This window comes from Nitrospiraceae bacterium, assembly GCA_020632595.1.
GTDB lineage: Bacteria > Nitrospirota > Nitrospiria > Nitrospirales > UBA8639 > Nitrospira_E.
Genome location: JACKFF010000002.1, coordinates 522,347 through 545,844, shown reverse-complemented (window position 1 = coordinate 545,844; position 23,498 = coordinate 522,347). Strand labels below are relative to the sequence as shown.

15 protein-coding genes are annotated in these 23,498 nt (G+C 53.8%); 5 read left to right on the top strand and 10 right to left on the bottom strand.

Going from position 1 to position 23,498, the window contains the following annotated elements:
• Positions 1-549 precede the first annotated feature (549 nt).
• The 3 genes from H6750_07465 to H6750_07455 all read right to left on the bottom strand — a co-directional run bounded on the left by H6750_07465 (position 550) and on the right by H6750_07455 (position 3,488).
• The gene (locus H6750_07465; GenBank protein ID MCB9774151.1) at positions 550-1,260 is read right to left on the bottom strand and encodes a DUF1566 domain-containing protein; all 711 of its coding nucleotides are present in this window, start codon (positions 1,258-1,260) and stop codon (positions 550-552) included.
• Between the two features lie 1,492 nt (positions 1,261-2,752).
• Positions 2,753-3,274 (bottom strand): DUF3341 domain-containing protein, encoded by a 522-nt coding sequence (locus tag H6750_07460; protein MCB9774150.1) that lies wholly within the window; start codon positions 3,272-3,274, stop codon positions 2,753-2,755.
• A gap of 34 nt (positions 3,275-3,308) precedes the next feature.
• The gene (locus tag H6750_07455; GenBank protein ID MCB9774149.1) at positions 3,309-3,488 is read right to left on the bottom strand and encodes a BON domain-containing protein; all 180 of its coding nucleotides are present in this window, start codon (positions 3,486-3,488) and stop codon (positions 3,309-3,311) included.
• A gap of 640 nt (positions 3,489-4,128) precedes the next feature.
• Here H6750_07455 and H6750_07450 point away from each other — a divergent pair.
• The 4 genes from H6750_07450 (at position 4,129) to H6750_07435 (ending at position 10,380) form a co-directional block, all read left to right on the top strand.
• On the top strand, positions 4,129-5,280 hold the full coding sequence (locus H6750_07450) for a galactose oxidase (GenBank protein MCB9774148.1): 1,152 nt from the start codon (positions 4,129-4,131) through the stop codon (positions 5,278-5,280).
• Between the two features lie 144 nt (positions 5,281-5,424).
• On the top strand, positions 5,425-5,703 hold the full coding sequence (locus H6750_07445) for a peptidylprolyl isomerase (protein ID MCB9774147.1): 279 nt from the start codon (positions 5,425-5,427) through the stop codon (positions 5,701-5,703).
• Positions 5,704-5,811: 108 nt separating this feature from the next.
• The gene (locus H6750_07440) at positions 5,812-6,465 is read left to right on the top strand and encodes a hypothetical protein (protein ID MCB9774146.1); all 654 of its coding nucleotides are present in this window, start codon (positions 5,812-5,814) and stop codon (positions 6,463-6,465) included.
• 765 nt (positions 6,466-7,230) lie between these two features.
• A complete protein-coding gene (locus H6750_07435) occupies positions 7,231-10,380 on the top strand; it encodes a hypothetical protein (GenBank protein MCB9774145.1) in 3,150 nt (1,049 codons plus the stop codon).
• Positions 10,381-10,457: 77 nt separating this feature from the next.
• Here the strand turns inward: H6750_07435 and clpB are convergent, their stop codons facing one another.
• Positions 10,458-13,058 (bottom strand): ATP-dependent chaperone ClpB, encoded by a 2,601-nt coding sequence (clpB, locus tag H6750_07430; GenBank protein MCB9774144.1) that lies wholly within the window; start codon positions 13,056-13,058, stop codon positions 10,458-10,460.
• 184 nt (positions 13,059-13,242) lie between these two features.
• Positions 13,243-14,877: a hypothetical protein gene (locus H6750_07425; GenBank protein ID MCB9774143.1), complete on the bottom strand. Its 1,635-nt coding sequence runs from the start codon at positions 14,875-14,877 to the stop codon at positions 13,243-13,245.
• Positions 14,878-14,949: 72 nt separating this feature from the next.
• Between H6750_07425 and H6750_07420 the strand changes: the two genes are divergently transcribed.
• On the top strand, positions 14,950-17,196 hold the full coding sequence (locus H6750_07420; protein MCB9774142.1) for a hypothetical protein: 2,247 nt from the start codon (positions 14,950-14,952) through the stop codon (positions 17,194-17,196).
• A gap of 106 nt (positions 17,197-17,302) precedes the next feature.
• Here H6750_07420 and glnA read toward each other — a convergent pair whose 3' ends face one another.
• The 5 genes from glnA to H6750_07395 all read right to left on the bottom strand — a co-directional run bounded on the left by glnA (position 17,303) and on the right by H6750_07395 (position 23,240).
• On the bottom strand, positions 17,303-18,712 hold the full coding sequence (gene glnA / locus H6750_07415) for a type I glutamate--ammonia ligase (protein MCB9774141.1): 1,410 nt from the start codon (positions 18,710-18,712) through the stop codon (positions 17,303-17,305).
• Between the two features lie 142 nt (positions 18,713-18,854).
• Positions 18,855-20,168 carry an ammonium transporter gene (locus H6750_07410; protein MCB9774140.1) on the bottom strand — a complete coding sequence of 438 codons (1,314 nt, stop codon included), beginning with the start codon at positions 20,166-20,168 and terminating at the stop codon, positions 18,855-18,857.
• Positions 20,169-20,212: 44 nt separating this feature from the next.
• A complete protein-coding gene (locus H6750_07405; GenBank protein ID MCB9774139.1) occupies positions 20,213-20,551 on the bottom strand; it encodes a P-II family nitrogen regulator in 339 nt (112 codons plus the stop codon).
• A gap of 127 nt (positions 20,552-20,678) precedes the next feature.
• Positions 20,679-21,944 carry an ammonium transporter gene (locus tag H6750_07400; protein MCB9774138.1) on the bottom strand — a complete coding sequence of 422 codons (1,266 nt, stop codon included), beginning with the start codon at positions 21,942-21,944 and terminating at the stop codon, positions 20,679-20,681.
• A gap of 72 nt (positions 21,945-22,016) precedes the next feature.
• Positions 22,017-23,240, bottom strand: a complete 1,224-nt coding sequence (locus tag H6750_07395) for a porin (protein MCB9774137.1) — start codon at positions 23,238-23,240, stop codon at positions 22,017-22,019.
• Positions 23,241-23,498 lie beyond the last annotated feature (258 nt).

Sequence of the window (23,498 nt, the reverse complement as noted above, 5' to 3'; positions counted from 1 at the left end):
GAGTGGGACCTTCGGAATTAAAGCGAGGAAGGTTGCTGCGGGGGATCGGTCCGGGAGCGGAGCGCTGGCTTGGTGCGTCACTTCTTATTTCAGCGCTTTCGGGGTTTCGCCCCCGAGCGACGAGGTCCTTTTGTTTCGGCAAAGGACCCAAAACCATGGACGCCCCGGCTGGCCTTACTGAAGAGGAGGGACGCGAACTCTTTGCAGAGCGGCCCAACTCGCAAGGCTCAAACAAGGCCCGCGAGATGCGAAGCGCGTCCCTCCTGGGAGCCAGCCGTCAGGCGTCGGATAAAGTAGACGAGAAATAAATTAAGAAGGAGGTTTGACTCGGCCATGCCACAAGGCCAGGGAAACTTAGAGGGGGAAGGGGAATGAAAGGGCTGCCAGATCAGACAGCAGGGGTCGAATGTCTAAACAACAATGCCGGAGTGATGGAAAGAATTTAATTGATGATCATGAAGGAAGGAGAAGTGCAGGTCTGACTAAAAATGAGAAAATTTTTGAGATGGGAGAAATGGAGACACTATATGCTTTTCTTCTCAAGCCCACTCACCACATGACCTCAGACACTTCTTTTTCTTGGTGAGGCTCCGCAATGGCAGCCAGCCCCTGTGCGTCGGAGCTCTGGCCATCGCGTACACACCACGCGAGCCCTTTGCCTTCCAACTTGATGACGAATACACCACCCAGGAAATAATTCACGAGCCAGGCGAACGTGGGAGTTCCCCCGGTTGTCGACGCCGACCAATAATTGGCCGACTGCACGTTTTGAAACGGGTGCCCATCCGGCAAACAGAGTCCCCCGCCCAAACAAAGAATCGAATTGATATCCAGCAGACTCGAGAGTTGTTCACGCATCGGTAAAGCCCAGCCTTTCCGTCCTCCCACCTCGCGGGTGGTGCAATGGCTGATGGCCCCGGCCCAGTTAAAGAAAGTCACCGCCGGGGAGGTTTCCCACACGACGCCCGTTTCCCGGTCACAGTAGGCAACGCCATACAGGACAGGGACAAACCGGTCTGCTCCGGAGAATGTCTGTCCCCCCGTCTTTGAGACACCACACGGACCGATCGGGCCGGTGTCGGAGACCGCAGACACTTTGTCGTTCAGGATATCGAGGTGCGCGTGCCTGTCGGTAAGCGTTTGGTTTGGGGTGTTCTCTGCTGGTGCATGTTTGGCCAAGATCACTCCTGATAGCGCCAGACAGATTGCCAGCATTGCCACCACCCTTGCACCTGTAGTGATTGCTCGTCGAGCAGACATTCTCTCTCTCCCTGATTTCCGTAACACCGGCAACCCTGCTTATGCGTCCAACAGGCAGCAAACCGGAACGCCAGAATATCTTCTTTAATATACTGGAGGAGTCATACGAATGCTATCCGGCCAAACCGGCACGCAATGAGGGGAACTCTAAAATGTAACGGACAGCCGGACGTGGGCGCGCGCCCGACAAGCTGACCTGTTATTGGGGTTGGAAAATATGCAAGGAGCGACAAAAAGGGAAAGGTTGTTTTTTGATGTGTAGAGAGCGGGGATGAGTGTATGAGATGAGGAGGGACCTTCTTTTTTAGCGTGTGTTGATAGCGATCAATGGAGAGAATTTTTGTGAATCGGAGTTTTAGCAAGTATCCATGACGGGTTTCGGCCCTTGAATCATACGCTTGCGTGGAGCCTCCTTTCCTTGTTGTGGTCTTCCGGGGTTTCGGCCCCGGACGACGAGGTCCTTTTGTTTCGGCAAAAGGACCCAAAACCATTGACGCCCCGCCTGTCCTCACTTAAGAGGAGGGACGCGAACTTTTTGAAGAGCGGCCCAACTCGCAGGGCTCACACAAGGGCCGCCAGATGCGAAGAGCGTCCCTCCTGGGAGCCAGCCGGCAGGCGTCGGAAGTAATACACGAAAACTACAGGGACCGGAAAAAGAGTGGGACCTTCGGAATTAAAGCGAGGAAGGTTGCTGCCGGGAGGGAGCCCGGGAGCGGGGCGCTGGTTGGGTGCGTCACTTCTTATTTCAACGCTTTCGGGGTTTCGCCCCCGAGCGACGAGTCACTTTTGTTTCGGCAAAAGTGACCAAAACCATGGACGCCCCGTCTGGCCTTACTGAAGAGGAGGGACGCGAACTCTTTGAAGAGCGGCCCAACTCGCTCCGCTCAAACAAGGTCCGCTAGATGCGAAGAGCATCCCTCCTGGGAGCCAGCCGGCAGGCGTCGGAACGAAAGAGGAGAGGGATCTTTATGCGATTTCCATGAGGGTGGGAGGGCTCAAACACTCCACACCTTTTTTCGGTGCCGGTTGCACGGCTCGGCCATGCCACCAGGCCAGGGGAACCTAGAAAGGAAGGTGAATGAATTGGTAGAGATCAAACACGGGACGTTAATTCTGAACAGAGCGGCCCAACTCGCGGAGTTTATCCTGAGCCAACGCCGAAGGGCTCAAACACGGGCCGCTAAATACGAAGAACGTTTCTCCTGGGGGCCAGCCAACAAGCGTCGGAACATAGGAGGAGAGGAGTCTTTATGGGATTTCCATTCAAGTGAGACAAGCGCAGGAAGGATAGTGAGAGAAAGAACGAAGTCGGGATTCGGCCCGGCGGACAAGGTCATTTTCTTTTGTTCTTTTGGAAAAGAAAACCAAACACAACGGTTTGGCTCTTTGAGACGACCGGGGTCGACCTTTTGAGGTGGCCTGTGATGGGAACAAACACGTGTCGATCGACTATTGCGTTTGGGATTGACCCAGTCTCTGTTCTTCGCCTCTTTTAGGATTTGACCGAGGCCTCATCCGAAGTCGCAATGTCCTCGGCTCCCTCGTTTTTGAAGATGGTTTTGGCACGATCCGTCGTATCCGGATTTTCTGAGTGCACCGAGATCAGGATTTTGCCTTCTTTAATCTTTCCTTCATAGAGCTTGGCTTCATACTCCGGGATGCCCATGCCGACCAGCCCGCCGGTCAGGCCTCCCACCGTCGCTCCAACGGCCGCACCGCCCAGCGCGGCCATAATCGGGCCGGCAGCCACAAACGGACCAATGCCGGGAAGCGCCAATGCGCCGATGCCCACCAGCCAGCCCAGTGCCCCGCCCAACACCCCACCCGCTCCGGCTCCGGTGACGGCCCCCTCCGGAGCCTTCGTGTGTTTTTCATGCGCTAAAGCTTTGGCCCCATGGGTGTCCGGAAAGAGCACCGAGATATCGTTACTGGAGAAGCCCGCAATCTTGAGATTGTCGACGATTTGCTCGGCTTGCAAAAAAGTTGTCGCAATACAAAAAACGGCTTTAGCCATCTGATGCTCCTTTTCCGGGGGATCACGAGGATATTTATTCTTTGACAACTTCCAGCAGGTTGATCACATTATTCAGGCCGACAACTAACGTGGCCATGTTCAAAATCCGCCTTCGCTCATCATGCGTCTCCACCGGTCCCCGTAAGGTGGCTTTTCCATGCAGGGTCACAATTTTAATATTGTGGGCATTCATGGATAAGGTCTTATCGGCCATCAGTGACTGTCGAATACGCCGGGTCAGCTCCACATCCTCTTCACTCCCTTTGGACTGGTCGAAGGGAGTCAGTGTGGTGCCCTCACTGTCACGAAGGTTTTGTTGGGAATTTTCAACTTCGGCGGACGCAACTTCGAAAGCGGCCGGGAGTGTTTCCCCGGAAACGGAGGGGATATCCAAAAACTCGGCTAGAGTCAGACAGCCCAGCACTATCAGACAACCTGTTACGTACTTCACAATTATCCTGTCATGAGGTGCAGAGAGTGGTCATCAACGGTTGGTCAACCGGGACCAATCTCCTTGATGGACATATTCCTCATTTCCACTCCCCCAGAGGGCCTAGATTACCCGACCTCTGCCAAAATGTCACCATATTGACGGCAGGAAAATACCTGATCATAGGAGCCCGCAAGGTGATCCTTGGGGAAAGGAATTCCCGACAATGCATGCCCTGTCAGGATGGGAAGTTTCAGGAGATGCTCGTCCACCGGTCCCCTCTGAGAAATGTTGGATGGACTCCCTCAAATATATCGTGGCCGTCGCCTAGATATCTGTGTCTCTATCCACTGCGACCTGTGGCACGAAATGGCCTTCTCTCGCGTTTGGCCATTCATCGCGACGTCCTTGTAGGGGTGGGTGAGTGCGGCTTCATTTGGTCGGCTGGCTTGGGTCATCACGCACATTGAAGATTTTCCCTTCCTCGATTGCTATACTCCCAGCCATGCAACACCAGGTCATCCCGGTAATCCTGCGCCATGTTCCTTTGGTAAGCCCTCTCCTGATCCTTCTGCCGTTCTTCACGGCACTCTGCCTCATGGTGCCCTTAGTATCTGCTCAATCGATGCCAACGGAGCCGGCTCAGGGAGTATGGCACGCGGCCAAGCCTGCGCCCACGATGCGGACGGAGGTGGCCGCCGCAGCCTTGAACGGCAAAATTTACGTCGTGGGCGGGTTTGAACAGCCCGCCTTCGGCAATATCATCAATCTCGGAATCACGCCGTCCCTCCAGGAATATGACCCGGCCACCGACCAATGGACATCCAAAGCGCCAATGCCGGTGGGCCTGCACCATGTGGGGATCGGAGTGGCAGATGGGAAACTGTTTGTCATTGGGGGGTACCGGCAATCGGGACTCAGCGTCTGGCATCCCGTTGCCACCGTGTATGTCTACAATCCAGCCACGGATATTTGGGCCGAGCGCGCACAGATGCCGACCCCTCGCGGAGCTTTGTCGGTGGCACAGTACGATGGGAAGCTCTATGCCATCGGCGGCTACGACCGAAAGGCCAATAGCGCGGCCGTCGAGGTCTTCGATCCGGAGCGCAATGCCTGGACGGTGCGAGCGCCGTTGCCGACCCCTCGCGATCATCTTGCAGCAGCAACTGTGTCAAATACCATTTACGCTATCGGCGGGCGCCTGCACGGTGACTATCGACAGAATCTCACGGTCACGGAAGTTTACGACCCCGTCACCGACCGCTGGTCGCGGGCCGCAGATCTTCCGACGGCCCGCAGTGGAATCACCGCATCGAGTGTGAGTAACCGGATCTATGTTTTCGGCGGCGAACAGGAGGAGGGAACCTTTCGTGAAAACGAGGCGTATGATCCGGCACGTGATGCCTGGCAGACCATGGCCCCCATGCCGACAGGACGCCACGGCCTCGGGTCGGCGGTCGTGAATGACCGCATTTACGTCATCAGTGGGGGGCCGACTCCGGGAGGTTCCTTTAGTCATATGAACGAGGTGTTTACTCCGCCGGAATCTGACACCTCTACGCTCCCCACGCCATGAGGGGCATCTCCAACTGTCTGGGCCTGGGTGGCATCGCATAAGATTCGAGATGACATTTTTTCACACCGCATCATATAATTTGCCCCTAACAAGTGAAGCGGGTATGTTGACCCGAATGTGATGAACGGTTTGAAAGGAGAGCCTATGGAGTGGAGAGCGAGTCATATTCTCGTGAAGGAAAAAGGGTTGGCCGAGGACCTGAGGAAACGTCTGAAAACCGGGGCCAAATTTGCCGACCTGGCGAAAGAGTTTTCGACCTGCCCCAGCGGTTCCAAAAGTGGTGATCTGGGGTGGTTTGGGCCGGGCAAAATGGTCAAAGCCTTTGAGGATGCGGTCAAACGTCTGGGACATGGCAGTTTGAGCCCGGTCGTCAAAACCCAATTCGGATATCACATCATTAAAAAAACCGGTCAGAAGGACTAACCGTCCTGACAGCGACATCTTCCGCGATCCTCAACGATTTCTTCACACAGATGTCCTGAAAAGTTTTCTGCCGTACATGTTCGAGAATCATCGCAGCAAGGAGGCGAGATGACACACAGGCTATGTGCGCGCGTGATCCTGACGATTCTGGTTTCCGGCCTGGCACCGGCCCACGCATGGGCCGAGGCCATGGTCATCGGGACGGTCAGTAAAAGTCCGTTGTCCGGATCGGCTCCCGGCGGAACCAGCACGCTCGATGTCAAAACTCTCGCACCCGATGCCTTTGCGACCACGTCCGCAGATCAATGGGCGCTGGGCGGGCTCGTCTTTTATGAGCGGAGCGACGAGGCGTGCTATATCGGCACCCTGCGCACGAGTTTAAATGGTCGCCATACCGCAGAAAGCACGTCGAACCATATCACCCGGCCGCCGTGCACGGGAAAAAATGTTCACGACAAACAGACGATTCAATTCGACAAGGCCGATCATGTTATCCAGTCCATTCAGGTCTGCACCACCGACAAGAAAAAGAAAGACGACAAGATTAAAGGGGCCGAAATCTGGGCCGTGCGTGTAGGCCCGGATGGAACCCTCTTCGAAGCCAACCTCAGTGACAAGTTCCGGCGCCCCAACTGTGCACGCTGGCACGAGAAGGTGTCCTGCCCGAGCAACCAGATTGCCATCGGCGTCGAGGCCTCCTGGGGCGATGGCGGTTTTGCGGGCTTGCGGCTTCGTTGTAAAGCCGTCGGACCGAAGGAGTGAGCAACGGGTATGCGCCGGTCAAGTGTGCCCCCTGCCGTGGTCGATAACGGTTTGACGTGTCTGCGAATCTGGGTCGACGATGACATCCCAAACACACACTTCTTCAATGTGTACATACCGGATAGGTTTCCCCGGTGAATTGTAGAATGATCACCAACGTTCTTTCTATGGAAATGACGAGAGTCCATTCCTTCAATGAATGACAGGACCACGTGTCTGATTGCGAGTGTGGAATAATAAAGATTTTCAAGGGCAAATTTGCCCAGGATTAGATTACTCATCAAAGGCTCCGGGTCGGTTCAAAAAAGCATGCCCTGAGTCTTCCCGAAGGGTCCGTCCAGCAAGGCCGCAGCCGTTTTTACGCGCGGAGCGTACGCTGAGTACGTGAGCACGGAAAAATGGCGAGAACGCCGCTGGCGGCTTTTTTCAACAGACCCTGATTGGATACAGAGTCGTATCTGATTGGATACGCAATCGACCACTCAACACCTAGACCGTTTTTCATCGGCGTTCCTTTTGTTTCATTCTTTTTCTTTCATTACGCGGGCTTGGTATGCATTCCCTCCGTGGCAAGAGGGTCATCCTCTGCGCTCGCATGAATCTTGAGTTTCCTGTAGTGAGGCACCGCACCGTGTCAGGCCATTGGATCATTGTCCATCTTGAATTGTTCAACGACAAATATTTTCTTCACCATCAGCGGTGAGATGAAGCTGAACACCCATATCCGGCAGTCAGCCGGTTTCAGCAAACTTTTGCGAGTGACGTATGTCCTCTGAAAAAAGCGACGATTTTAAAATTCCTATTACGGGGTTATTAATTCTGCTCACCCTGCTGGGTGGAATTTTGTTTTACCAACAACCCTTTAAAAGTGATCGGCCCGTTCATGAACAACAAAGCCAGACGGTGATCGTTGGTGATAAGCGAGTGCAAAGCCGCCTGTGGCAGGACCCTTTCGCATCGGTGAAGGCTCATAAGCAGGCCGAACCCAAAACCAATCAGTCTCAGACTGTGGCTTCGTCACCCCAAGGTGCTCTCAATGGTTCAGAGACCAAGGACCACCATAATTTACGCCTTCAGTTACGTGAGATCACGAGAGCGATAGGGGCACACCCACCCACATTTAAAGCCCTGATTGTCGTCACGGAAGGCACACCCTTTACTTCCGGAACCGAATACCGGTTACGACATCGCTATGCGGTGGTGTCTGCTCTTGGAGAGGCGGGGTATATCCCCGAGGAAGGGGAATTTTTTAGATATTTTTCCTGGAATCGCACAAAGCTTCAGGGAAAGGGCACCTGCTGGGATGAAAGTTGTCCCGGCCTCGATGTGCCTCTCGAATGGTTTAAACCGGACAACACCGGAAAAGACCACGTGCTGGTTTTCTGGATCAAAGATCAAGACCTGGAGAAAAATCCATTGGCCTCCCTGGAACACCTTGTGGCCTTTGTAAACGATTCGGTACCTGATGCTCCACAGGAGCGAAGTCGGCAGGATTCCGTTGATGCCATGATGTCGTTTACGGTGTTAGGCCCGTTTCATTCCGGAACCCTACGCGCCATGATCAGTGAAGTTCTGGGAAGACATCGAATGGCGTCTTCCTCAAATACACCCACCGAGGATTCAACCGCGATTCAGTATCTTTCTTATTCGGCCACCGCCTCTGAGGCGGTCCTGTTTGAAGGCCTGAATATTGATACGGATCAGTGTTCCAGCGAAGCAGAGTGCTGGAAGTATATGAAATCCCTTGGTTTTGATGTGCATCGCGTCATCGGGACGGACGAAGAACTGGCCAGGGAACTGGCAGAGGAATTACGCAAACGCAACGTCGATTTTTCCGACGAACCGGATCACATTGCCTTGATCGGGGAATGGGATACGCTCTACGGGCGGAAACTGCCACTGACCTTTCTTGAAGTGACTCATCGTACGCAAAAGCTTGATCTTGTCACCAAGATCAGGAATTTGGGGGACGTGGACTGGCCTGATTGGGCCCATCGCTTTAGCTACCTTCGTGGTATTGACGGTGAGCTTCCTCAGAGTGCGAAGGCGTCCGGAACTAAATCCGAGAGTGACGGAACCCTTTCCCAGAACCTTTTGAAAATTAATAAAGGTCTTGAACGACCGGAAGGCCCGGCCCAATTCGATTATTTGAGACGTCTGGCGTTGCAAATACAAGCTGAGGATCAAAGGATTCGCGAAGAGTGTCTGGACCGTGTGGGAGAAGGATCATGGCCAACCTGTCCTGGCTTTAAGGCCATAGGGATTTTGGCTGGAGATGTCTACGATAAACTGCTTCTTCTCCAGGCCCTACGCATGGAATTTCCCGGCGTCCTTTTCTTTACCACCGATCTTGATGCCCGCCTCTTACATCCGAACCAATACCAATGGACTCGAAATCTTCTCATTGCCTCCCATTTCGGCCTTCGTCTTGATGACAAGGTGCAAGGGTCGATTCCCCCGTTTCGTGATGCCTATCAAACCTCGTTGTTCTTGTCCACGTTGCTGGCTATTACGCCCGACGCCGTGTGTCACAGAGCTTCCGGATTATTTGCTGATGGGGTCTGCGACACTACCCCGGGCCACCCCTCCCATCAGCGAGCGCCAAGAATTTTCGAGGTCGGACTCACGGGTGCGTACGATCTGAGTGACGGCACCCGCTCCATCCATGTTTCACGGCCGGACCTGGAACATGGAGAGCCGGCGCCCCTCATAGGTATGCGAACCTTCTTCCTGCTGGGATGTATTCTTTTGAGTAGTTGGCTGATCTATGCCGCCATGAGCCGGAAAGCGGTATATCTTGCCGGAGCGGCGGCCAAATCTCCCATGTTCTGGGCCTTCTTGTTCGCCGTCGTCGGCAGCTATTCCTGGCTATATGTGTCCATCACCAACCAACTCGAACAGGGAGAACCGTTCGTCTGGCTGGAAGGGATCAGTGTCTGGCCGACTGAAATACTCCGGTTGGCGGCGTTCTTTTTGAGTCTTTGCTTTCTTTGTCGGGGATACAGAACCCTGCAGGCTAAATTCCGTCAACTGGAAGCAGAATTCGATCTCTCTCCAGGAGAATGTTCCGGATGCTTCGAATGGAAAAAGTGGATGGCATTCGGTCCTGATTTTTCACGGGGCAGCGCAGCCCCTAAAGATACGATGCGTGACACATGGCGCATTTATACGTCATTAATGGGTCTACGGTGCGCAGGATCCCGTGTGGTCGTCCAGACGGCTGTCTACTTGGTTCTGTTTGCCCTTCCGATCTTCATCCTCATCGGATTTCCCACCACCCCCTGCCGGGGTGAGACGTGCTTCAATTGGGATAAGGCGATCCTTTTTTTGAGCGTGGTCACCATGTGGCTCCTGGTGTTTTTTGTAGTGTATGTCACACGGCTGTGTGCCCGGATGGTGGATTGGGTGTTACAGCCGGGCGTGGAATGGCCACCCCGGAATAGCGCACGCGAACCATGGTTTCATAGTGCCAGGAAAGATGCTCTGGCCAACATTCAACACAGTCTGTGGTTTTGCGGCCAGCTCACGGAAGTGGTTGGGACCTTAATCTATTATCCCTTTATCATCGTCCTGGTCATGATTGTGTCACGCTCTTCATTTTTTGATGACTGGGATCTTCCGATCAGCCTTCTTATCGTGATAGGGAGCAACATCGGGTTGGCCGTTTTTTCAGCCTTCCATTTCCGGCAAACGGCTGAAAACGCGCGGGGACGGGTACTCAATACTCTGTCATCCATGTTAAGCACGAATTCCAGCTCTCCAGGAAAGGCACAGGTGCAGAAAGTCATCAGCGAAGTGCAAAACTTTAAGAAGGGAGCATTTTGCCCCTTTGCCGAGCAACCCATTTTGAAGGCTTTTGCTATTCCTTCCGGTGGCTATTTCCTTATGCTGTTCATTGAATATCTTGGCAGGTGATTTGACGGGAATCTTGAGAAGGGCAATCCAACGGGGAGCAGCACGATCCTTTTCCCCGTTGGATTGAAGCAGTAGCGTTAGGCCTCGACGTTTTCCCTGGCGGTGAGGACGAATTTGCCGTCAACCAGATCGCCCACAATGCGTTGCCCATCCACGGCCTTGCCCTGAATGATCAGCCGGGAGAGCGGCGTTTCGATCTCCTGTTGAAGCAGGCGCTTCAAAGGACGTGCTCCATAGACCTGATCGTAGCCTCGCGCCGCCAGATCGGCCACGGCCGCCGGCGAAAGCTCCAGGGACATCCGCCGGTCCGCCAACCTGACTCTAAGCCGTTCCAATTGAATTTCGACGATTTGCGCCAGTTCCTCCCGTTTTAAGGGATGGAAGACCACAATTTCATCGACCCGGTTTAAGAATTCCGGACGGAAATGCTGTTGAATTTCTTTCAGCACTAAGGCGCGAATGGCTTCGTAGTCCATATTCCGTTGCTGGGCTTCCAAAATATCCTGACTGCCCAGATTCGAGGTCATGATGAGCACGGTGTTTTTGAAGTCCACGGTGCGGCCTTGTGAGTCGGTCAACCGCCCGTCATCTAAGACCTGCAGGAGGACGTTAAAGACATCATGATGCGCCTTTTCGATTTCATCGAAGAGGATGACCGAGAAGGGTCTGCGCCTCACCGCTTCGGTTAACTGCCCGCCTTCTTCATAGCCCACATACCCTGGCGGAGCGCCGATCAACCGGGCCACGGTATGTTTTTCCATATATTCCGACATATCGATACGCACCATGTTGGCTTCGTTATCGAAGAGGGTATGCGCCAACGCCCGCGCCAATTCGGTCTTGCCGACGCCGGTCGGTCCCAGGAAGAGGAACGACCCGATGGGGCGATTGGGATCTTTGATGCCCGACCGGGCACGCAACACCGCTTCGGCCACCGCTTTGACCGCTTCATCCTGACCGATCACGCGTTTGTGTAACCATTCGTCGAGGTGCAGCAGTTTTTCCACTTCGCCCTGGAGTAACCGGCTCACGGGAATGCCTGTCCACCGGCTGACGACCTCCGCAATGTCATCTTCATCGACCTCTTCTTTAAGTAGACGGCTGGTGCCCTGCTGATTGGCCAGCCGCTCTTCCTCGTCTTTCATGGATTTTTCCAGTTTGGGCAAAGTGCCATAGCGCAACTCCGCCACGCGATTCAGGTCATACTGCCGCTCGGCCTGTTCGATCTGTTGCTTGACGCCTTCGATCTCCTGCCGGATCGTTTGTAATTTCCCGACAGATGATTTTTCCGCATCCCACTGGGTTTTTAAGTCATTCAGCGCGGCCTGTTTGGCCTTCAACTCTTCCTCAATATGGGTTAACCGGGTGCGGCTGGCGGCATCGGTTTCTTTCTTTAAGGCTTCCCGTTCAATTTCCAACTGCAGAACTTTTCGGGAGATCTCATCCATTTCGGCAGGCATGCTGTCGATTTCAGTTCGTAATCGCGCGCTGGCTTCGTCGATGAGGTCAATTGCTTTATCGGGCAGAAACCGGTCACCGATGTATCGATTGGAGAGGCGTGAAGCGGCCACTAGTGCCGAGTCTTTGATGCGCACACCATGATGGACTTCATACCGTTCCTTTAACCCACGCAAAATGGAAATGGTATCTTCCACCGACGGCTGATCGACCACCACCGGTTGGAATCGGCGCTCCAGGGCCGCATCTTTTTCAATATGTTTCCGGTATTCATCCAGCGTGGTGGCACCGATCAGATGGAGTTCCCCTCTGGCCAACATCGGCTTCAGCAGGTTGGCGGCATCCATGGATCCTTCCGCCGCTCCGGCCCCCACGACCGTATGCAATTCATCGATAAACAGGAGGATCTGTCCCTGGGAGGATTGAATTTCTTTTAAGACGGCTTTTAACCGCTCTTCAAATTCCCCGCGAAATTTGGCGCCCGCCACCAGGGCACCCATATCAAGCACGATCAAGCGTTTATTTTTCAGACCATCCGGCACATCCCCTTTGATGATCCGTTGTGCCAGGCCTTCGACGATGGCCGTTTTCCCCACTCCCGGTTCTCCGATCAGGACCGGATTGTTCTTGGTGCGGCGTGACAGGATCTGCACCACACGACGAATTTCCTCATCCCGGCCGATCACCGGATCCAGCTTTCCCTGGCTGGCCAACCGGGTCAAATCCCGGCCGTATTTTTCTAAGGCCTGATACGTGCCCTCGGGATCCTGGCTGGTCACGCGCTGATTACCCCGCACTTCCTGAAGACCGGCGAGGACCTTATCCCGCTTGAGGCCCATGGAGGTAAACACGCCCCCTTCGGCCACCATGGCCAGAATGACATGCTCGACACTTAAGAATTCATCACGAAGTTCCTTCATCTCCACTTCCGCCTGATTGAGCACCTTTGCCAGGCGCGGAGAGAGATGCACCTGCCCCGGAGGCGCCCCACTTCCCTGCACCTGTGGCACCTTCTGCAGCGCGTGTTCTGCGGCATTTTTCACGGCGGTCGGAGAGACTCCCGCATGCTCTAAAATCGGGTGAGCCAATCCCCCGGATTGCTCCAGCAACGCCAGCAAAAGATGTTCCACATCAATCCCCTGATGGCTTCGTCGCATTGCGATCCCCGAGGCAGCCTGCAAGGCTTCCTGTAATTTGATCGTCATTCGGTTAAGGTCCATTGGCGTCCCCCTCAATCAAGAATGTATACGGCCGGAATCTGTTTCGCACTATACAGATAACAATCTCGCGCTGGAATTCAACCCCTTCGAACCGAATCCCATTCGATATTCTTGCTCTTCCCTGTCACGCGACCGTCAAACGGAATGCAAAAAATTCTATATTGAGATAAAAAGCATCGACCGGCTAGGACGATGACGAACACAGGATGCGTTCGTATAATTGATGCACCGTGGTGGTATGTCGGCGATAGTCGTTCAGGAATGTTTCCGTGGCCTGCCCCACGGTTCCCCCTTTGAGGTAACCCATTCTGACGGCACATTTGGCAATTTCGTCTGTCTTATTGGGGAGCAGATGCGTTTGAAATTCATGGACCATTTGAAGTTTGTGCTCGAGATTTCTCAAAAACACATACGACTTTTTCAGGAGGCTCGCCTCCTGTGCCGTCAATTTCTCAATACGCGTCAACTTGACCAGCGCTTTGAGTGTTTGCCGGTCACGGATTTCAGGATATGCCTGGCCCCAACGCAATTGAAGGGCTTGCACAATAAATTCGATTTCCCGAATGCCCCCGATACCCAGTTTGACATGCCGGTCGACTTCCCCTCGTCGAATCATCTTGGTCAGAATTTGTGACCGCAGCGAGTGAATGGCCGGAAACACCTGACCTTCGTCATTGGCATTCCCATACACAAAGTTTGTCAGCCCCTTGATTAAAGCCTGCCCCACACGAAGATTTCCGGCAATGGGCTTCGCTTTAAGAAAGGCCAGACGTTCCCAGGTTCGTCCGCGCCCCGCGTAGTAATGCAGCGCGTCTTCAAGGGACGAGGCCAGCGGCCCGACCATGCCTTCCGGACGGAGACGGAGATCGACTCGAAACAAGGCCCCTTCCGCTGTAGGCGCCGTTAAGACCGCCGTGAGTTCTCTGGCCAGCGTTTCACAATACAGTGCCCGTGTAATACTGGTTTGTCCCTTCCCCGCTTTGGTCTTTCCTTCGGGGGCATGGTACACATAAATCAGATCGACATCCGAGCTATAATTGAGCTCCCATCCTCCGAGTTTCCCCATGGCCAGCACGGAAAAACCGTCTCCCTTTTTCCCGGTCGCGGGCCCCTCTCCAAAATCGCCAAACCGCTGCGTTAACTCCCGGTTCACCAGTTCATAGACCGCCTGAATCAGGGCCGAGGCCAGATCCGATAAGACCGTATAGGTTTCGACCGGCGTGGCGATGCCCAATAAGTCCCGAATCCCGATCCGGAGCATTTCACGCCGCTTCAGCCGTCGTAACGCTTCACATTTTGCCTCAAAACTCGTCACCGTAGTGAGGGCAGCCTGCACGTTGGCCTCAAGAACCGCCCGCGTCATCCGCCGTCGCAGGACCCCGTCATCTTCAATCCAATACACGAGTAACGGATCACGAATAAAGGTTTGCGCCATGGCCGGACTATTCCCGAACGCCGCTCCCAACACCTCAACCACATGCGGGACCATCGCTAAATACTGAAACAGTTGGAGCCGTTGGATACCCGAATCGACATACCGCTCCCATTCATTGATGGCCTGATCCGGGTCGGCCGTTCGTCCCACGCTGTTTAAGACCGCCGGTAGGATGCTTGCCAGGGCCTTTCGAGTGACCGGTTCCCCCGCCATGGCCTGCAGATTCTGGTCGGCGCGTTTCCAATCCTGAAGGCTATAGGCCTTAAGAATATGGGCTACATCTTGGGAGGGAAGTCCTGAAGCCAGCAGTAAGGGGGTCGGATCGGGAAGGGAAGCAGCGGGAGGATCACCATCAGAAGCTGCGTATGGTTTGAAAGCGCTCATCGTCAAGGGGAAAATTATACGGGAGCGCGGCAGACCTTACAATGCAACATTTTTTCAGTATACTCGGGCACCATGAACGAAGCCGAGCGGATCCAGTCGTATCAAACCCAATGTCCTGATCTTCGTCCGGCCTTGATCAGAGATTTTGTCCGGCAGATGGACCCGGATTATTTTGACAGCTTCCCTGCCGCCGCTATTCTGGAACATTTAGCTCTGGCAAACCGGCTCACGTTTGAGCGCCCCTGTGCTATTTCGATCCGGACTCTCCCCACCCGGCAATATCAACTGACCCTGGTGGGGTACGACTATTTTTCAGAATTTGCCATGTTCTGTGGCGTCTTGTCGTCTTTTGGATTGGACATTCGCGAGGCCACGATTTTCACCTCGCTGGAGACCACGTCCCCCACTTCCCTTTCCACAAAAGCCTCCCCGGGACACCTGCCCATGGGTGGATCGTCACACGGGACTCGAGGGTTGACCCGAAAAATTGTGGTGGATGTCTTTCACGTGCAGGCGCTTGAAGGCTTGAAATTCGAGGAACCCGAACAGCGAGAGCTTCAGGAGATGGTGACGGCCCTCCTCATCCTTCTTCAAAAGAATCAGATCCGGCAGGCCCGTCGCCAGGTCAATCGCCGGCTTATTGAGAATTTAGAGAACATGAGGCAGAAGCCAACGGAGATGGTCCATCCGGTGCACATCAGCTTTTCCAACCCCCGCGGCAGTCATGAAACCATCCTGGATATCAGCTCAACCGATACGCCGGCGTTTTTATACACCTTTGCCAATGCCCTGGCCATGCGCGGCATCTATATTGTGAAAGCCAAGATTGAAGTCGCCAAGCATCGCGTCCGCAACCGTCTCTACGTCCGCGGGCGACAAGGTGAAAAAATTCAGGGAAAAGCCGAACAACAGGAACTGCGAACGGCGGCCACCTTACTGAAAGAATTCACCCATTACCTGAGGTGGGCACCGGACCCGGGGAAAGCGCTCGACCACTTTGATCAATTCCTGGATCAGTGGTTAGAGCAGGCGAATACCCCGTCGCATCTCACCAAGCTGAGCCAGGCCTCCACCCTGGAACGGCTGGCGCAACTCTTTGGCAGCAGTGATTACCTGTGGGAGGACTTACTTCGCCGGCAGCATAACAACTTGTTGCCCATGATGAATCAGTACCAAAAAGGTCCCCTGATCCGGTCAAAAGCGATCCTCAACAAGGCCATCGAGCCGTTATTGCTCAAAGCCAAAACTCCCGCCGACAAAAAGCAGCGTTTAAATCAATGGAAAGATGAAGAACTGTTTCGCATCGACATGCGTCATCTCCTGGAAAATAGTCCACTCCCGCAGTTTTCCCAAGCCCTGACCAATCTGGCTGATGTCATTCTCAATCAGGCCCTTGTGCATTCTCAACAGGCGATCAATCCAAAAGCCTCCCTCACCGCTCCGCCGTCAATGGCGATCTTTGGTTTAGGCAAACTTGGAGGGGGCGAATTAGGATATGCCTCCGATATCGAGATTCTGTTCGTCTATCACATGCCGGGCAAACCACCGCGCGGGCAAGCCGCGCGGGTCTCCCCGGATTATTTTGAGCGCTGGGCGCAGGAATTTCTCCAATGGATTGAAGCCAAACAGGAAGGCATTTTTCACCTGGATACCCGGCTTCGGCCGCATGGAGAAAAAGGGCTCCTCGCCAATTCCCTTGAAGAAATTCAGCGGTATTATACTTCAGAGGGCGGGGCCGCCCCCTTTGAACGACAGGCCCTTATCAAGCTCCGGTTTCTTGCCGGCAATCGGGCGGTCGGTAAAGCCGTGGAGCAGCATCGTGACCAATTTGTCTATGCCCCCGACCCATGGGATTTGCAGACCGCCCTCCACCTTCGTGAACGGCAGATTAAGGAATTGGTCCGGCCGGGGACCACGCATGTGAAATACGGAGCGGGAGGCCTCCTTGATGTGGAGTATACCGTGCAATATCTTCAACTCATGCACGGGCACGACCTCCCCTCCATTCGCACGCCCAATACGCTCGAAGCCATTGATCACCTGAGCGGGGAAGGTTTATTCAGTCTCGAGGAAGGGGCCCAGCTCAAAGACCATTATCTGTATTTTCGACAACTCATTGATGGACTCAGAATTGTCCGTGGCCATGCCCAGGACCTTGTCCTGCCCCCATCCGGTTCTGATGAAATGGTTTTTCTCGCTCGCCGGCTCGGGATGCACACCACCAACTGGCTTCAGGGGGCCGACGATCTGGAGCATGCGATCCACTCCAGGATGAGGAAAATTCACGAACAATTTCTTCGACGGTTTCCCAAACGCTAACGCCCGGGCACCAGAAGGGATGACCTCATCCCTTCATTGAATACCCGGGCGTTAGGAACCCCACCAACCGTTTCCGCAGACAGGCGGAAAGGTTCACATTCAACGGTTACACATCATAGTACATGAAGTATTCATAGGGGTGTGGTCTGACTCGAATGGCATCGATTTCATTGGACCGTTTATAGGCAATCCAGGCTTCAAGCAGGTCCTCGGAAAATACTCCGCCTTTCAAGAGAAATTCATGATCATCCTCAAGCGCCTTTAAGGCCTGTTCCAGACTCGAAGGCAATGAAGGAATATTCCCTAACTCCTCCGGCTCTAAATCATAGAGATTTTTATCCATGGCTTCCCCTGGATGGATTTTATTTTGTATCCCGTCCAATCCGGCCATCAGCATGGCACTGAAGGCCAAATACATGTTGCAGGAGGGATCAGGGAATCGAACCTCAATGCGCTTGGCCTTGGGACTCGGAGAATACATGGGAATCCGGATGCCCGCCGAGCGGTTCCGGCTGGAATAGGCGAGCAACACCGGTGCTTCAAAGCCCGGTGTCAGGCGTTTGTACGAATTCGTAATCGGATTGGTGAGCGCGGCCAGGGCCGGACCATGCTTGAGAATCCCGCCGATATAATACAAGCACATCTGTGAGACGCCCGCATATTCCTTCCCGGCAAACAGCGGCTTCCCGTCTTTCCAAATGCTCTGATGCGTATGCATTCCGGTGCCATTATCCCCATAGAGCGGCTTGGGCATGAAGGTCACGGTTTTGTTATGCCGGCGCGCGACATTGCGCACAATATATTTGTACATCATCATTTGATCGGCCATCTTGACCAGGGTATCGAATCGAAGGTCGATTTCGGCTTGGCCCGCTGTGGCCACTTCATGATGATGCTTCTCCACCTTGATTCCGACTTTTTCCATCTCCCGGCACATTTCCGACCGGATATCCTGTTGCGAGTCGACCGGAGCCACGGGAAAATAGCCTTCCTTATGGCGCGGGCGGGACCCGAGGTTGACTCCGTCTTTCCCCGAATTCCAGATGCCTTCTTCTGAATCAACGAAGTAGTAACTAGAGTGACTGTTTTGATCAAACGACACATGGTCAAAAATAAAAAATTCGGCTTCAGGGCCCCAATAGGATATATCTCCGATTTTCGTGCTCTTGAGATATTGTTCCGCTCGAAGCGCCACCCCACGCGGATCCCGCTCGTAGATGGTCCGGGTAATCGGATCTTGCACGTCGGCAATCAGGCTCAACGTTGGTATTTCCATAAATGGATCCATGCAGGCGGTATTCGGGTCGGGCACGACCAACATGTCGCTATTTTGGATCATGCGCCAGCCCCGAATAGACGATCCATCAAATCCAGAGCCTTCCTTAAAAAGATCCAACGTCAACTCTGAGGTCGGGATCGAAAAATGTTGCCAGGTTCCCATGAGGTCAACAAACTTCACGTCGACCATCTCCACCTTGTTCTTCTTCGCAAAATCCAACACTTCTTTCGCGGTCATTCAATACCTCCTTCGCCGGCACAACTGTTTATAAAAGTAAAAAACCCCCCTCATCGCCTAAACTGTTACCATGCACGCATTCGACCTGGACCGGAGGCCAACACCGGTTCCACCCTATCAGGCTGGCTTACACACCTCCATGTCAGGAATAAGCCCGTTCGTTGTGTTGACTGAGATCCAACCCCATTTCCTCATCCTGGGCGGAGACTCTCAGCCCCACTGTCACATCCACGATTTTAAGAATGAGATAGGTCCCGATGACAGAGAACGCCAAGGTTACCAAAGCCAATACGACTTGTATACCAAACTGTTCGGGATGTCCGAAAAAGAAACCCTGGGCCCCGATGGAGGCAAATAATCCTGTCGCGAGTATGCCCATAAAGCCGCCGACACCATGAATGCCCACGACATCAAGCGAATCATCATAGCCGAGCCGCATTTTCCACACGACCGCGATATAACACACGGTGCCGGCAACCAGACCAATCAGGAGGGCCGACATCGGCCCGATAAATCCTGCGGCCGGGGTCACTGTAGCCAAACCCGCGACCACTCCGCTGGCGACTCCTAACACGGTTGGTTTTCCCCTATGGACCCATTCGGCCACCATCCAACTAATTCCCCCGGCCGAGGCGGCCGTATGAGTGGCAAGAAACGCGGCGGCAGCCACGCCATTGGCTCCAAGCGCACTTCCTGCGTTAAAGCCGAACCACCCGAACCAGAGCAGTCCCGCACCCAGGACGGTCATCGGCAAATCATGTGGAGGCATCGGCTCTGCACCAAACCCTTTGCGCTTCCCAAGCATCACGGCACAGACCAAAGCGCCGAACCCGGAAGAGATATGCACGACCGCACCACCGGCAAAATCCAAAGCGCCGAACTTGGCCAACCACCCGCCACCCCACACCCAATGCGCCAACGGGGTATAGATCAGAAGGGACCATAAGACGGCAAACATGAGTAAGGCTTTAAATTTCATCCGTTCGGCCACACTGCCGGTAATCAGGGCGACGGTGATGGCGGCAAACATGAGCTGGAAGAACATAAAGACCTGATGAGGCACGGTGGACGCATACTGCGGACTCGGCTCCAATCCCACATCATTCAGACCCACCCATGCCAGGCTGCCAATGACCCCTCCCACATCAGGACCGAAGGCTAAACTGTATCCGCCCAACACCCAAACCAGGCTAATGACACACAGAATCACCATCGTATGCATGATGGTTCCGAGCACATTTTTTTTGCGAACCAGCCCGCCATAGAATAAGGCCAGACCGGGAAGCGTCATACACAACACCAGCGCCGAAGACATTAAGAGCCAGGCCGTATCGCCCGTATCAATTTTCGGCAAACCCTCGTCACCTGCCCAGCCAGCAACGGGTTGACTCAAACTCAGCGCAAGCACCAGTCCGGTCAATCTTTCCCTCGTTGAGCGTGGAATCAACACATTCATTTTCCCTCCTCGCGCAAACACGTGATGTGGTCGGGTGCCAATGGTCAAACCGCTCCTTCGCCCGATTCCCCCGTCCGTATACGGATGACACTATGCAATTCGGAGACGAAAATCTTGCCATCTCCAATACTGCCGGTTTTGGCTGCACGCATTATGGCTTCCAGGGCCTCTCCCACTCGATCATCGGCCAGGGCGATTTCCAGTTTAATTTTCGGCACGAATTCAATCTGATATTCGGTGCCTCGATAGGTCTCTTTATGGCCTTTTTGACGACCGAATCCCTTCACTTCGGTAACAGTCATGCCCTGAATACCCAACTCAATCAACGCATCCTTCACTTCATCTAACTTAAAGGGTTTAATAATCGCTTGAATCAGCTTCATAAGAACCATCCTTCCATTGGATTAAGACACTCTGAATAGGGCTTGCAATCGTCGCGCGCATTCGACCCTCCCGAACGCCTGTGCTTTCGAAATGTTCCCATCTCTGTTGTATGATTTTTCGTATGAATTACCCATAGGCCCGTTCCCGGTGTTGGGTCAGATCACAGCCGAGCACTTCTTCTTCGCGAGTGACACGTAACCCGATCGTGCCGTCAACAAGTTTGAGAATGAGATAAGTGCCGACGAATGAGAACACCCAGGTTGCGCCCACTCCGATGACTTGGATGACGACCTGCCAGGGGTTGCCGAAAAAGAGCCCGGTGCCTCCACCCATGCTCGCAAATAATCCGGTGGCCACGGCCCCCCAGGTTCCTCCGATTCCATGGATGCCAAGCACGTCCAAAGCATCATCATAGCCCAGTTTATGCTTTAAAAATACACCCAGATAACACACCACGCCTCCTCCTACACCAATCACAAGCGCCCCGATGGGCCCCACATAGCCGGCGGCTGGTGTGATGGACACCAGACCCGCGACAGCACCGCTGGCTGCGCCCAACACGGTCGCTCTTCCCCGATAGACTCCCTCCACCCCGACCCAGGCTAACGCACCGGCAGCTGTCGCCACATGAGTGGCCACAAAGGCACTCGCCGCAACCCCATTGGCGGCCAGGGCGCTTCCCGCGTTAAATCCAAACCACCCGACCCACAACAGACTGGCCCCGATCACCGTAAACGGCAAATTATGGGGGCTCATATTGTCTGAACCATAGCCGTGGCGCTTGCCTAAGACAAGCGCACAAGCTAAGGCAGCCACTCCCGAACTGATATGGACCACCGTCCCGCCAGCAAAATCCAAATCACCCAATTCCGCCAGCCAGCCCCCTCCCCACACCCAATGAGCCAAAGGCGCATAAATGAACGTGACCCACAACACGGCAAACAAGGCAAAGGCACTAAATTTCATTCGCTCGGCAATGGCTCCACTGATGAGCGCCACCGTAATCGCCGCAAACATGAGCTGAAACACCATGAAGGCCAAATGGGGAATCGTGGAACCTTGAAGCGGTTCGGGTCCCACCCCTATCAATCCCAACCAGTTGAGTCCCCCAATGACCCGTCCCACATCCGGCGCAAACGCGAGACTATATCCCCAAAAGACCCACACCACACTGACGAGACAGACGGCAATAAAACTATGCATCATCGTACTTAACACGTTTTTACTCCGGACCATCCCGCCATAAAACAGGGCTAATCCGGGTATGATCATGGCCAACACCAAGGCCGAGGACATCAACACCCAAGCCGTGTCGCCGGCACTGAGTTCCGAGGTTCCTCCATCTTGAGCCCACACGAATGAGCCCAACCCGTTCAAGACCAAGACAGACATGGCTGCCGAACATATGCCTCTACCGGCTTTGTGAATATACGCCTTTATCATCTTTGCTCCTTCGACCTCTTCTTAAAAGAGGAAAATGGCTTCAACCGCCAGTGTCTGTTGGTTATTGGTCAGGGTATTTCTTCCATCTAAAAAGACATTCTGATTTGATTTGTCATAGCGAAATTCCAATCGGGTGATCAGCGAGGGAGTCGGCTTATATTGAAGGGTCAAGGTGTTCTCCCAAAGGGTTTGTGCGATCGGAGCCGATACGGCGCAGACATTCGCATTTCCACCGGACCCGGCCGTCCCCAAACAACTCTGGTCGCCTCCGGCATCCTCCCAAACTTCTCCACGAAAACGGAGACCCCACTGTTCATTGAAATCATAAATGACATATCCCGCGACACCATCCCAACGGGCATTACGGCCCGAGCTGATCGCGCTCGCATTTTCCTGATTGGCATAATACCCTTCCACCACAAAACCCAATTGATCAGTCGCCTGGAAGGTCGCATACCCGCCGACAAGGACCCGCGTGCCTGACCCGGATCTTGTATTGGAACTCTCTTTTCCAACAATGCCATACACATTCAATCCAAGCTCATCGGTGGGGCGATAGGACACTAACCCTTCCACTGATTTCGCCGTATTATTGTCCTCCGTCAACCCCGTATAAGAATTGAGTGCACTCACTAACAAGGAAAGATTTTCGTTAACGGCATACGCCAGACGAATGCCGGTGATCGTAAAAGGCTGCCCCAACCCAAATAACCAGGATCGGGAATAATTGTTATTGTAGGGACTCTCAATGACTTCATAGCCCACCAAAGCATTCATTCGTCCAATCCGAATATCCAATCCGTTGCCGAGAGGGGCGACATATTGGACATACATTTCCTGAAAATCGATATCATCCCCGGTGCGCCCGCCCGTAAATTGCGCGTCCTCACCAACATCCAATTTCAGGCGAAAGCCGGCACGCTCGACAGGATTGGTCCCGTTGGTCCCTTCCTTTTCAAAGACCAATTGAGCCATATTGGGTCTGAAAGAATTGGCATCCCCGTCAAAGATCCGTAAATCATTGGCATTGGCCCCGGAATTTTTGGGAAAGTTGAAATTTTGAGTATAGGACGCCTCCACATACCCATAGAGCTTGAAATCCTCCTTGGTTAACACCGCCGCCTCACTCACGCTCGCTCCGCCGGCCACCACAAGCAGTACCAGACCAAGACTCAACAACCCTCCACGCCTACGAGCCTTCTGTGAGTGGTGAAAGGTGCTTAAAGCTATTCGGTCTCCAATCATGTAGCCCTCCGTGTTTTTGAGGTCGCACACGCCATTTCACGACCAGGATTTTCCTACGCCACCTTTCCCCGATAATGATCAGCCACGCTTCATTGACGAGACTCTATTGGGTTTCCCCGCCTACAACGAACCGGCAGGGGGTCAAAAGGCAAAAAAAAATCCCCAACCAATTTCCTTGGCTGAGGACTTCATTGTCCGCGTTCGATTGTATGGGAGTGCCCCTGGGACTTCGTTGTCCCGGGCGACTTATTTTGAATT